The following is a 12,114-nucleotide window of genomic DNA, read 5'->3' on the forward strand; positions in this document are numbered from 1 at the left end:
ACATGACGACAAGAAAAGAATCAGAATTAGAAGGTGTAACATTGCTAGGCAATCAAGGTACAAATTATTTGTTCGAATATGCACCGGACGTGCTGGAATCCTTCCCGAATAAACATGTAAACCGTGATTACTTTGTAAAATTCAATTGCCCGGAATTCACATCTTTATGTCCTAAAACAGGCCAGCCTGACTTTGCGACAATCTACATCAGCTACATTCCTGATGAAAAAATGGTTGAAAGCAAATCATTAAAGCTGTATCTATTCAGCTTCAGAAACCATGGTGACTTCCACGAGGACTGCATGAATATCATCATGAATGACTTGATTGAATTAATGGACCCGCGCTACATTGAAGTATGGGGCAAATTCACGCCAAGAGGCGGAATTTCCATTGACCCGTACACAAACTACGGAAAGCCTGGCACGAAGTATGAGAAAATGGCCGAATACCGTATGATGAACCATGATTTGTATCCGGAGACAATTGATAATCGTTAATTATTCCGTTGTGTGATATGGAGTGTGAAACGAAGTGGAGTCACAGTAAAATCCGAACATTCAGTGCTGATTTTCAGCGGAAATGTGACCTAGTCACAGCGAAGTGTGACCCGAAGTGACCGGAGTGTGACCCGCACTAAGCTCAATAAAAGTGGGAAAAGTCACACCTGAAATTGGCTCTACTATGGGAATTGTATTAAAAAGTGTGACCTGAGGTGCAACCTGAACTGTGACTTTTATGCAGTGAAAAATTGATAGTACAGAAGCAGATTAAGGCGTACAATTTGTACGTCTTTTCTTTTTTATCCGAAAGAAAAAATGCCTATCTAGAGATCATAGGCATTAAATATTATTATCAATATCTTCATTTATTTTTTGGCTAAGTTTCTGAACCTTCTCTTTAACATTTGAAACAGCTCTTTTTTGAATTTCATCAAAGTTCTCCTGAATATAGTCCATGACACTTCTTATAAAAACTTCACTTTCAAAATTGAATATCTCATTTATTTCTGACTGTTCTTCATCTGTTAGGTGATGGTATTGAAGTTGTTTAGCATTTACTTCAGCAGCTACATCAATCCTAACTTAGTTGTTCTGGTTGTACAATTTCATATTCACCTTCTGCATACTCTTGCTCCGCATAATAGCCTCCCCATTGACAGAGCTCCTGCAAGATAGGTTTAAGAGATTCTCCAAGTTCAGTGGATGAATATTCAACCTTCGGCGGTACTTGATTATACATCTTTCTGCTCACAAGTCCACTGGCTTCAAGCTCTCTAAGTGTTTGAATCAGCATTTTCTGAGTTATATTTGGGATAATGCGCTTTAATTCACTCGTTCTCTTTGGTCCATTCATTAAAAAGTATAATACAAGTCCTTTCCATTTTCCGCCAATAACTTCCTTTGTCACTTCAAACCCACAGCTAAATTTTTTCATGTCTAAAGCTCTCCATTCCACATTTATTACTTTTTAGTTACTATATCACAAAAAAGTGGGTACTTCCGATAATGTGCTTACTGAAGGATACTATATCTTGTAAGTTGTTCTTCAAGTACTTAAAGGTACTAGACATAAAATAAAATTAATTCTAAAGGAGTGTTAAGTATGGGTAAATTTGAAGGTAAAATAGCGCTTGTAACGGGTGGAACAAGTGGGATTGGTCTTGCTACAGCACAAAAATTTGTAAACGAAGGTGCATATGTTTATATTACGGGACGTAGACAAAACGAACTTGATAAAGCTGTTAACCAAATTGGCAAGAACGTAAGCGGCGTTCAAGGTGATATTTCTAAGCTTGAAGACTTAGACAAACTATATGACATTATAAAGCAGGAAAAAGGTAAGTTGGACATTCTTTTTGCTAATGCAGGCATCGGAAACTTCCTTCCATTAGGTGAAATTACTGAAGAGCAGGTTGATAGAACGTTCGACATTAACGTTAAAGGAACCATCTTTACTGTTCAAAAAGCATTATCACTATTCCCGGACAAAGTAGGTTCTATTATTGTAACGGGCTCTACTGCTGGATCAATTGCCAACCCAGCGTTTAGTGTATATGGAGCATCTAAAGCAGCATTAAGAGCACTGGTTCGCAACTGGATTCTTGACCTAAAAGGTACTGAAATCCGTGTAAATGTGGTTAGTCCAGGAGGTATTCTTACACCTGCCTACGATGAGCTTTTTGGTGATGCACTTGAAGAGGTACTGGAAAATAGCAGAAATACTGTTCCAGCTGGAAAAGTTGGGACACCTGAAGAAGTAGCAAACGCTGTATCTTTCCTTGCTTCAGACGAAAGCAGTTACTTGACGGGTGTTGAATTGTTCGTAGATGGCGGGCTAGCACAGGTATAATTTCACTGCGCAGAGATTACAAATAGTCCCCAAAAAAGGTTAATGGGGATTTACTTGAAGAAGTCGTATAAAAAAGTCGTTTTCCTTAAAGGACAGGGAATTCGACTTTTTTATGTTTGAATTTGATTAACGTTGTAAATTCGCATTTTCCTGGGGCTACCACTAAATGACCTGTAAAAAAGATTACACTGTGAATAAATGTACTTAAAGTAACGGGGGCTCTTGACTTTTAATAAAAAATAATAATATCCCTGTCCTTGTATTCTAATACTTTTAAAAATATTTAAAGGAATCCTTATGTCCTGAATAACCACATAGGAAAATATGTTGTAGGTTGCTTTCTTTTTTTGTGGGGCATCCCACACAAGCTATCTCGTGATCTCACACCTGAACGTTTTTTTATAGACTAGTACCGCGACAAGTTATATTACATATACATACCAATAAAGTAGACATTAAAAAGTGAAAGAGAGGATGGAAATGTGTGAAAATTCTTTTCCTTGAGAGTCATCCCATGTGGCTCTATGGTTTACCGAATGGGTTTAGGGAAGCAGGACATACCGTAATGATTTCCGGTCCTGTAAGTCGGGAAAATATCACTGAAATGATAGACGAATTTAAACCAGATCTAATAGTATCTATGGGATGGACACCAGAGCATTCAAGGGAAAAGCAGGCCTGGATTCGCAACGCTACTAAAAAGGTGAATATCCCTCTCGTTTATTGGGCAACTGAAGACCCGCTGCACACTCAAAACTTTACTATCCCGTTAATTAAAAAGATGAAACCGGATTTTGTTTTCACGGTTACGCCTTCTCTGTGTAAAACTTATGAAAGCATGGGGATTAAAGCAGCTCACTTAGACTTTGCATTTCACGAAAGTATACATCACCAGATTAAACCATTAGCGAAATACAGTTGTGATATAGCAGTGGTGGCTAATGCTTACCCTAATTTTCTTGAAGAACATCCGGAAGTGTTCCGTTCGTCCTCTTTAAAAACGCTTATTCGTCCTCTTATACGGAAGGGTATTCGCATTGATTTTTGGGGGAGAAACTGGGAAAAAATGAGTAAATATATAGGAAGAGAAATTCCCCGCAATTGGATCCATGGATACCTTGATTATACTGAAGCATATAAAGTTTACAGTTCAGCAAAAATCATTATCGGTTTGCAAAACTGTGAAAGCCAACTTACACAACGCACCTATGAGATTCTTGGTTCCGGGGGGTTTTTATTGACATCGGATACACCAGCAGTTCGAGGTAAATTCAAACCTGGCCGCGATCTCATCGTTTCTTCCTCCCCAAAAGAAACATTGGAAAAGGTTAAATACTATTTGAATCATGATAGCGAGAGAAAAAAGATTCAGATAAACGGTAAAAAGGCTGTAAAGAATGATTCCTATCGGCATAGAGCCGAGAGAATGCTTGAGGTGCTAAAAAGCAGAGGAATTATAAGAAACTTAGGGGAAACCATTCATTATGTAGATGTTCTCAAAGAAAAATACCTGATCCATCATGTTACTCCCGGTGAAACATTATCAATAATTGCCAGGAAGTATAATGTTTCCCTGCAGCAACTCATGGAGCTTAATCATTTCAAATCAGATCAAATATATGCTGGACAAATCATTAAGATTAGAGAGAAACTGTTTAGAAATATTAATAACAAATTTTTCTAAAGGAGAGTAATATGAATGAAGGAGAAAATACCAAAAAAAGGAAATCGAGCGAATAAAGTAAAAAGAACGCCTCGTTATATGGAATTTCCCGTGACATACGAAGTATATCATGTGGAATCCGGCGATACATTATGGACGATTGCCAAATCCTTTAAAATTCCGGTACAACAACTTATGAATCTTAATAAGCTTTCTTCAGATAGAATTTATCCTGGACAAATTATAAAGATAAGAGAAAGATAATCTTTGAGGTTTCGGAAACGAATCAAATTGAAATGACAATCCTTATTTTTTTATTTGTGGGGAACTTGATATTTTTGGGGATGAAGGGGTTATGAGATGTTTCAAATGAGCTATTTCTATTCTGGATTAGGATGGGATTTTATTCAACACGTTGATCAAACGAACGGAGTATTAAATGTTGTGTCTCCTGATTTTTTCTATATCAGAAAAGATGGATCATTACTTCTCCGTTCAGCTAATCCCGATGTGATTAAAGCTCTTCATAGAAGAAAATTAAAAGTAGTTCCTTTTCTAAGCAATCATTGGGATCAGGATTTGGGACGATTTGCATTAATGAACCGAGTTCTTTTAGCTAAACAAATTTCTCATGCAATAGAAGAACTGGATTTGGACGGAGTTAATATCGATATAGAAAACCTTACAGAAAAAGATCGGAATCTATTTACAGATTTTATTAGATTAGTAAGGAAAAGTATTCCTAAACATAAAGAAGTATCAGTTGCAGTGGCGGCAAATCCTTTTGGCTGGACGAAGGGCTGGCACGGATCATATGATTACGAGTATTTAGCTAAATATGCAGATTATCTTATGGTTATGGCCTATGATGAAAGCCGCCTTGCTGGGCCTACCGCAAGTGTAGGATGGGTGGAAAAGTCCATTCAATATGTTCTGACCCAAAAAATCTCTCCTCAAAAACTAGTTTTAGGATTGCCATTCTATGGCCGCTGCTGGATGGAAGGCCAATCTGCCTCTCAAGCCATTCCCCTTTACCTTGTTGACTCATTAGTAAAAAGGCATAGCGGAACAATTATTTTTGACACCAAGAGTCAATCTCCAAAAGCTATTTTTACTGTCAATCACGATAACAAGGGGCCGTTGCCTTCGGGAACATATACATTATGGTTTGAAAATGAACAGTCACTCAGAGCAAAAATAAAACTCGCTCAAAAATATAATCTGAAAGGTCTTGGCAGCTGGAGTCTTGGACAAGAAGATGCGTCAGTCTGGAATACAGTGTTTAAAAATATATAATGATTTATAGTTCAGAACAAAATTCGAAGATAATTGCAATGAATCTCTAAATGGACATACTGAAAGGAGTTTATTACGAGTGTGGGTAAAACAGTGTGGGCATTCCATAGGCCCTTCTCCCGAAATGTTCTATACGAGGCATTACATTGGGCTTGAAATCCCCATTCAAACTTATGTTATAGTACGCATTTCAAGTAATTACGGATGTGTTGAATTTATTCTGCTTCCATGATTTAAGTCATACACATGCTACCTTAATAGCAGGATTATTGCATTTCATTCAGAATTGTTCAGGATCGATATGGAAGCGCACGAATAACTAGAACTTTAAAAACATACACTCATATACTTCCTGAATGGATGCTGGTTTATCTAAAAAACATGATGAGAATTGATTGACCGCTCTCATTAAAGGATGGGGAAATTCAAGGCGCCAAGGTACGCATGGTGAAACATGACTTGTTGATAATCAACCATATAGTTTCTCCTTAGAAATGAGGGGGTTTTTACATAAAAAAGACGAGCGAATCCGGGGGGAATTCCACTCGCCGCTTTCTAATGAAAAGACGGGATGCTGGATGGCAGCTCGTCTGTTTTATTATAATTTAACGAACGTATGTTTGTAAAGGTGTCTTTTCGAATGAATTGGTTCATATAACCGTTAAGAACAGATTCATTGTAAACATTCGCTAAGGTATGCTAAGATGCATGGACTATAAAGGAGTGATATGAAGTGAAGACATTGCGGTTAAACAATGTAACGTTAGAAATGGCTGCATATCAAGAGGAGAGCGAGCCGAAGCGAAAAATTGCATTTACCTTAAACGTTACGAGTGAGACTTACCATGATATCGCTGTCCTGTTGTATGAAAAAACGTTTAATGTCGAGGTTCCGGAACGCGATCTTGCCTTCCGGGGGGAAATGACAAATTATTCAACATCATTGACCAACCTGTACGAACCAGGGGCCGTCAGCGAGTTCTATATAGAAATAACGGAAATAGACAAAAACGCCGATTCATGATCGGTGTTTTTTATGTAAAAAAGCTGCCGGCCGGCAGCTTTTGAGAAAGCGAATTTCATATGTAAGGTGTTAAATTGTCCGTCTTGCAGTTTTTTGAATAAATGTGGAAATAAGGAGGTTTTAATAGGAGTCTCTGATGATCTTATAATTTTTATGATTAACAACTGTCAATGAATCTAACTCAAGATCCCGATAGTTATCCATGATCGTCACATCAACGATAACAGAATTCTCATTTACTTTTTCAACAACACCGGTTAATCCGTTTTTAAATTCAATGACATTCCCAACCTTAGCGATTTTCACAAGCTTCCTCTCCTTTAAACATAATAATGCCTTTTGAAAGTATTTTGCAGTATTTTCATTGAGAAGTAAAGCGATAAGGAGTTTTATCTCCCTTATGAATTGTTCTGTCGCTATAAAGATGATATATTGATTTTCGTCAATAGAAAGAAAAGGGGGGAATTTTTGTTGCGTCCCGAAGAAATAACAGAAATGATTGAACAGCTGCGCACCGGCGCCATAAACGAACTGAGAGTCCAGAAAGAGCATTTTCTTGATTTCAGGGCCGTGTTATCTAAACAAGATGATTTTAAACATTTCCGAGGAATTGCCCAGCAAGGCGGAGATGTTATCTTTCAATACTTAGAACAGCCAAGAAGCTGAAGGTTTCTCATACGTGAGAAGCCTTTTTATCATATATGACAGAACACAAGCCTTTTATTACAGCTGTCTGTAACAGGTGTAAATAAAATGTAAAGTGCCAAAGATGGATAAACATGTTTTAATTTGACAATATTTATGGAATTCCAGACTGTTTTTTTGCCATTAAGCAGTGAGTCATCCTCTTTATTCCATCCTGATACCTCCTTGGGAGAGTTGGAAAATCTTTTTCCGTGAAAATGAATGGATCTCTTGTTAAGGTTATGGAGTGTTTTTTGGAGCACTTTAAGGAGGAAACTGTATGACAACGAAATTCACTGCTCTGGCTGTTTTTCTTCTTTGTTTCATGCCTGCAGCCAAAATTGAGCATACACAAGCTTCACTACTGAGCGCAAAGAAGACAAAACATGAAGAAGCGAAATGGCTTACACATATAGATCGAAATACGAATGAATCTTTCCCTTCACTGTCTGCTGATAAAGACAAGGAAATAAAACCGATTAAGCTATCAGCACACACTGAAAAGAAAGAGAAAGATAAACCGGACAAAACAAATGATGAGAAAGAAACATATACACAGTCTGAAAAAGAGTTGCTGTCCCGTCTCGTTCACGCAGAGGCCAAAGGAGAATCATATAAAGGCAAGGTCGCTGTAGCAAGCGTTGTACTGAACAGGACGGAGAAAAAAGGTTTTCCTGATACGATAAGAGGAGTTATTTATCAGAAAAACGCCTTTGAACCGGTCGCAAACGGGAGCATTAACCAAAAGCCTGATAAAGAATCGATTGAAGCTGCCGAAGAAGCGCTGTCCTCAAAAAATAGAGAAACAGATGCCATATTCTTTTATAATCCGAAAACAGCGTCAGATAATTGGATTCGTTCAAGAAAAATCGTAGAAAAAATCGGCAGACACGTTTTTGCCGTCTAAGCATAGAAGAGACAATTTGTCTCAGCTGTGCTTTTTTTCATATAAAGAGTAAAAATAAAATAATTTTTGAACTTGTCTCATATGATGTTGGTAGTACAAGAGACAAGGAGAGACATCATGAATCGATTTGTGAAAGGGATCATTCTTTTATCCATTGCCGCCTTTTTCGCTGAATGCCTTGAATTTGTCGTCAATATGATTTTGGCGCGGGAGCTTGGCGAGCATGGGATGGGGCTTTACATGAGTATTTTGCCCACGATCTTTTTAATTATTGTCATCGCGAGCCTGGAACTGCCGATATCCATTTCTAAATTCATTGCCGAGTCAAATCCTAAGCTTCATGAAAGCATGCTGAGGCACGCTTTCAGAATGACAGCCATTTTTACTGCTTTTTCTACTGTCGCCGCTAGTATTGCGCTTCCGTTTATTCCGGTATTTGATACATACCACCCGTTTATTAAAGGGATTGTCATCGGCTTAATTCCTGTTGTCGCCTTTACTTCAATCGCCAGGGGCTACTTTATGGGTGTGCAGAAAATGGGGAAGATCGCAATTGCCAATGTGCTGAAAAAAATCATCCAGCTCTTGTGCTTATTCCTCTTTTTTCAATGGTACTCATTTGAATTGGACATGGCTGTGCTGATTTCCTTGTTTGTTCTAGTCGTGAGTGATGTGGTCGTGCTTGTTTATTTATATTCACAATTTATCATGGCAAGGCGGGCGTTATCCGGCCAGCAGCACATTCATTTGCGCGGAAAGGATGTAAGGAAAAGACTGCTTGCTGTTTCAATTCCTACAACAGGACTGCGCATTTTTCATGCGGTTGTCAATGCAATTGAACCCTTTTTAGTAAAAGGAGCTCTTTTGGCTGCGGGCGTTGCCGGGACAGCGGCGATCGATCAATACGGAATGCTGGCAGGAGTGGCTGTGACGATAGGGTCGTTCCCTGCTTTTATTGCCCATTCGTTAATGGTCGTCATGATACCGAGTATTTCGGAAGCTTATGCACTTTCTCAGTATGACATCGTGTTAAAAAGGCTGAAACAGTCGATTTTCATTACATTAGGTTACGGTATACCTGCCGTCTGGGTCATGTTCCAGTTTGCGGGACCTCTCACGCATTTGTTTTTTCACTCTCCTGAAGCGCAGTATTACTTGCAGCTGTTGTGGCCTTACTTTCTCTTTCATCTGTTTGTCATGCCGCTGCAGGCGTGCTTAATCGGGATGGGTTTTGTGAAAGAGGCTTTTTATCACAATGTATGGAGCCATATCGTTGCGCTAAGTATGATGTATGTACTGGGATCAATGGAGAATCTGCAAATGCTCGGGATTATCCTTGGAATGAACACTGGCATGATTCTTTTGACGAGCCTGCACTATGCCACGATCTGCAAAGCATTGAAGGTATCCGTATTTCTTACGGGAGGGACCAGAACGCCGCGAATTGAAGGATGATAAAGGAACAGCAGGGGCAAGCTAATTGAAAAGCATGAAAGGAAGATTCCATGTTGACGAAGCGCTTGCTTACTATATACATTATGTTATTAGGGTTGATTGTATGGATTCCAGGTGCGGCACAAGCTGAGGAAAAACAGCCTGCTGTTCCCGCTGTTTTTCTTATGAAAACGATAGAAGGGGAGGACATCTCGATTCCGAATAAAGGGCAAAAAACAATTCTCCATTTTTGGACGTCATGGTGTCCGCCCTGCAAAAAGGAGCTTCCCCAGTTTCAATCGTTTTATGATGCCCATCCATCCGACAGTGTAAAGCTGGTAACGGTGAATTTAGTGAATTCGGAACAAAATCAGCAAGTCGTTGAAGATTTTATTAAAGCAAACAAGCTGACGTTCCCGATTGTCCTTGACTCAAAAGGGGAATTGATGAAGGAGTATCATATCATTACGATCCCAACATCATTTTTGCTGAATGAAAAGGGAGAAATTGAAAAAACAAAAATTGGCCCGATGACAGCGGAACAACTGAAGGAATGGACGGAAGAATAGCTGAGAGCATCGACTCTCAGCTTTTTACATATAGAGAAGAAGTGAATAAACATTAATGATAATTATTATCAAAAAGAAATTAAAATAATTATAATTGAAATTCTCTTCGTGCGTGCTATAATAAAGGAAGACATCAAGAAATAACTGACGATAAAGCTGCCTTTTGGGCAGCGATTTTGTTTTTATAAGAGAAATGAAGATGATTTACGTTCTCAATTAGAGAGGAGAATTCGATATGAATGAACAAGTTATCGTTCAACGCGACCCGCATGAGCCATTGAAAACAGACAAGAGGGAAAAAAACTGGGCACAGCACGCGGAGCTTATTGCAGCACTTGTATCAGGGGCTCTTATTTTGGCAGGCTGGCTCTTATCCGGATATCAGGTATTATCCATAATACTTTTCTTGCTGGCTTTTGTGATCGGCGGATTTGCTAAAGCAAAGGAAGGAATCGAAGAAACACTCGAATCTAAAACGCTGAATGTAGAACTTTTAATGATTTTCGCTGCCGTTGGTTCCGCCTTGATCGGATACTGGGCAGAGGGTGCTATTTTAATATTTATTTTTTCCTTAAGCGGAGCTTTAGAAACATACACGATGAATAAAAGCAGCAGAGATTTAACGTCTTTAATGCAGCTTGAGCCTGAAGAAGCGACATTGATGGTCAATGGTGAAACCAAAAGAGTTCCGGTTTCAGACTTGCAGGCCGGTGATATGATTGTGATCAAACCTGGAGAACGCGTAGCGGCAGACGGTATCATTGAATCGGGCTCGACAAGTCTTGACGAGTCGGCTTTAACAGGTGAATCAATGCCTGTAGAAAAAAACACAGGCGACACTGTATTCACAGGAACGGTGAATCGCAATGGCTCCTTGACTGTCCGTGTCACGAAAGCAAATGAAGATTCGTTATTCAGAAAAATTATCAAACTGGTTGAATCAGCGCAAAATAGTGTTTCACCCGCGCAGGCTTTCATCGAACGATTTGAAAATGCTTATGTGAAAGGTGTGCTAATTGCGGTGGCGCTCCTTTTATTCGTCCCGCACTTTGCGCTGGGCTGGAGCTGGAGTGAAACCTTCTACCGCGCAATGGTGTTTATGGTTGTCGCGTCACCTTGTGCGCTTGTCGCCTCTATTATGCCGGCGGCGCTGTCCCTGATTTCAAATGGCGCCCGCAACGGTATGCTTGTGAAAGGAAGCGTCTTTCTTGAACAGCTGGGCTCAGTGCAAATGATCGCCTTTGATAAAACCGGCACTGTAACAAAAGGCCAGCCTGCCGTAGAGACGATCAGAATAGCTGAAGGATTCAGTGAAGCGGAAGTTCTTGAGGCTGTCTATGCCATCGAAACGCAATCAAGCCATCCGCTCGCCCAAGCCATAACGGCGTACGCTGAAAGCCGCGGCGTGAATCAGTCCGGCTACATATCTATAGAAGAAACCTCAGGGTTTGGCGTTATGGCAGAAGTGTCGGGTGCGAAATGGAAGGTCGGTAAAGCAGGTTTTATCGGCGAGGAAATGGCAGCACAATTTTTGAAACAAACAGCATCAGATGTCATTCAAAGCGGTCATACAATTGTATTTGTGAAAAAGGATGATCAAATAGCAGGCTGTATCGCACTGAAGGACCAAATCAGGCCTGAAGCAAAAGAGGTCATGGAAGAACTGAACCGACTTGGGATTAAAACGGCCATGCTGACAGGAGATCACGAAGACACGGCTCAAGCGATTGCCAAGGAAGCCGGCATGACAACTGTCGTAGCAGAATGCCTGCCTGACCAAAAAGTGAATGAAATCAAACGGTTAAAAGAAGAATTCGGAACGATTGCAATGGTGGGTGACGGAATCAATGATGCGCCGGCACTCAAAGCGGCGGATGTCGGCATTGCGATGGGCGGCGGAACAGATGTAGCACTTGAGACCGCTGATATGGTCCTCATGAAAAACGATTTGAAAAAGCTCGTAAACATGTGCCGCTTGTCTCGGAAAATGAACAGGATCATCAAACAAAATATCGTGTTTTCTCTAGCTGTAATCTGCCTGCTGATTTGTGCAAACTTTTTGCAGGTGATGGAATTGCCATTTGGCGTGATTGGTCATGAGGGCAGCACGATTTTGGTCATACTAAACGGTTTAAGACTCCTAAAATAAAACCAGCAGCCCTAATCAGGCTGCTGGTTTTTTATG

The 12,114-nt window shown here is 39.9% G+C and carries 13 protein-coding genes; 11 read left to right on the top strand and 2 right to left on the bottom strand.

Annotation, left to right across the window (positions count from 1 at the left end; genetic code table 11):
* Positions 1-2 precede the first annotated feature (2 nt).
* A complete protein-coding gene (gene queF, locus MKY50_RS07605) occupies positions 3-500 on the top strand; it encodes a preQ(1) synthase (RefSeq protein ID WP_003218613.1) in 498 nt (165 codons plus the stop codon).
* A 580-nt stretch (positions 501-1,080) separates the two neighbouring features.
* Here queF and MKY50_RS07610 read toward each other — a convergent pair.
* Entirely contained in the window at positions 1,081-1,437 is a 357-nt protein-coding gene (locus MKY50_RS07610) for a winged helix-turn-helix transcriptional regulator (protein WP_003245808.1), read from the bottom strand.
* A gap of 168 nt (positions 1,438-1,605) precedes the next feature.
* Here MKY50_RS07610 and MKY50_RS07615 point away from each other — a divergent pair, with 168 nt between their 5' ends.
* The 5 genes from MKY50_RS07615 to MKY50_RS07635 all read left to right on the top strand — a co-directional run bounded on the left by MKY50_RS07615 (position 1,606) and on the right by MKY50_RS07635 (position 6,335).
* Complete coding sequence (locus tag MKY50_RS07615) at positions 1,606-2,352, top strand: SDR family NAD(P)-dependent oxidoreductase (protein ID WP_076457774.1); 747 nt, start codon at positions 1,606-1,608, stop codon at positions 2,350-2,352.
* A 484-nt stretch (positions 2,353-2,836) separates the two neighbouring features.
* Positions 2,837-4,036: a spore protein YkvP gene (gene ykvP, locus MKY50_RS07620; RefSeq protein ID WP_089172532.1), complete on the top strand. Its 1,200-nt coding sequence runs from the start codon at positions 2,837-2,839 to the stop codon at positions 4,034-4,036.
* Positions 4,037-4,051: 15 nt separating this feature from the next.
* Positions 4,052-4,279, top strand: coding sequence for a LysM peptidoglycan-binding domain-containing protein (locus MKY50_RS07625; protein WP_163138337.1), 228 nt, complete (start codon positions 4,052-4,054; stop codon positions 4,277-4,279).
* A gap of 96 nt (positions 4,280-4,375) precedes the next feature.
* Complete coding sequence (locus MKY50_RS07630; RefSeq protein ID WP_029317721.1) at positions 4,376-5,311, top strand: glycosyl hydrolase family 18 protein; 936 nt, start codon at positions 4,376-4,378, stop codon at positions 5,309-5,311.
* Between the two features lie 733 nt (positions 5,312-6,044).
* On the top strand, positions 6,045-6,335 hold the full coding sequence (locus MKY50_RS07635; RefSeq protein WP_003245399.1) for a YkvR family protein: 291 nt from the start codon (positions 6,045-6,047) through the stop codon (positions 6,333-6,335).
* A gap of 120 nt (positions 6,336-6,455) precedes the next feature.
* Here MKY50_RS07635 and MKY50_RS07640 read toward each other — a convergent pair whose 3' ends face one another.
* Entirely contained in the window at positions 6,456-6,641 is a 186-nt protein-coding gene (locus MKY50_RS07640) for a YkvS family protein (protein ID WP_003232446.1), read from the bottom strand.
* A 165-nt stretch (positions 6,642-6,806) separates the two neighbouring features.
* On the opposite strand from MKY50_RS07640, the gene MKY50_RS07645 reads away from it, so the two are divergent.
* The 5 genes from MKY50_RS07645 (at position 6,807) to pfeT (ending at position 12,078) form a co-directional block, all read left to right on the top strand.
* On the top strand, positions 6,807-7,001 hold the full coding sequence (locus tag MKY50_RS07645; protein WP_003218622.1) for a hypothetical protein: 195 nt from the start codon (positions 6,807-6,809) through the stop codon (positions 6,999-7,001).
* A 298-nt stretch (positions 7,002-7,299) separates the two neighbouring features.
* Positions 7,300-7,926, top strand: coding sequence for a cell wall hydrolase (locus MKY50_RS07650; RefSeq protein ID WP_213385259.1), 627 nt, complete (start codon positions 7,300-7,302; stop codon positions 7,924-7,926).
* 117 nt (positions 7,927-8,043) lie between these two features.
* Complete coding sequence (ykvU, locus tag MKY50_RS07655) at positions 8,044-9,381, top strand: sporulation protein YkvU (RefSeq protein WP_014476640.1); 1,338 nt, start codon at positions 8,044-8,046, stop codon at positions 9,379-9,381.
* A gap of 50 nt (positions 9,382-9,431) precedes the next feature.
* Positions 9,432-9,929, top strand: coding sequence for a sporulation thiol-disulfide oxidoreductase StoA (gene stoA / locus MKY50_RS07660; RefSeq protein WP_029317723.1), 498 nt, complete (start codon positions 9,432-9,434; stop codon positions 9,927-9,929).
* 235 nt (positions 9,930-10,164) lie between these two features.
* Entirely contained in the window at positions 10,165-12,078 is a 1,914-nt protein-coding gene (gene pfeT / locus MKY50_RS07665; protein WP_230488538.1) for a metal-transporting ATPase PfeT, read from the top strand.
* Positions 12,079-12,114: the final 36 nt, after the last annotated feature.

The organism is Bacillus sp. FSL R7-0685 (genome assembly GCF_038002425.1).
Lineage (GTDB): Bacteria > Bacillota > Bacilli > Bacillales > Bacillaceae > Bacillus > Bacillus subtilis.

Excerpts from the sequence above, each read along its gene's own strand:
- queF (WP_003218613.1), top strand. The coding sequence starts at position 3 with ATGACGACAAGAAAAGAATCAGAATTAGAAGGTGTAACATTGCTAGGC.
- MKY50_RS07610 (WP_003245808.1), bottom strand. The coding sequence starts at position 1,437 with ATGAAAAAATTTAGCTGTGGGTTTGAAGTGACAAAGGAAGTTATTGGC.
- MKY50_RS07615 (WP_076457774.1), top strand. The coding sequence starts at position 1,606 with ATGGGTAAATTTGAAGGTAAAATAGCGCTTGTAACGGGTGGAACAAGT.
- MKY50_RS07625 (WP_163138337.1), top strand. The coding sequence starts at position 4,052 with ATGAAGGAGAAAATACCAAAAAAAGGAAATCGAGCGAATAAAGTAAAA.
- MKY50_RS07630 (WP_029317721.1), top strand. The coding sequence starts at position 4,376 with ATGTTTCAAATGAGCTATTTCTATTCTGGATTAGGATGGGATTTTATT.
- MKY50_RS07650 (WP_213385259.1), top strand. The coding sequence starts at position 7,300 with ATGACAACGAAATTCACTGCTCTGGCTGTTTTTCTTCTTTGTTTCATG.
- ykvU (WP_014476640.1), top strand. The coding sequence starts at position 8,044 with ATGAATCGATTTGTGAAAGGGATCATTCTTTTATCCATTGCCGCCTTT.
- stoA (WP_029317723.1), top strand. The coding sequence starts at position 9,432 with ATGTTGACGAAGCGCTTGCTTACTATATACATTATGTTATTAGGGTTG.
- pfeT (WP_230488538.1), top strand. The coding sequence starts at position 10,165 with ATGAATGAACAAGTTATCGTTCAACGCGACCCGCATGAGCCATTGAAA.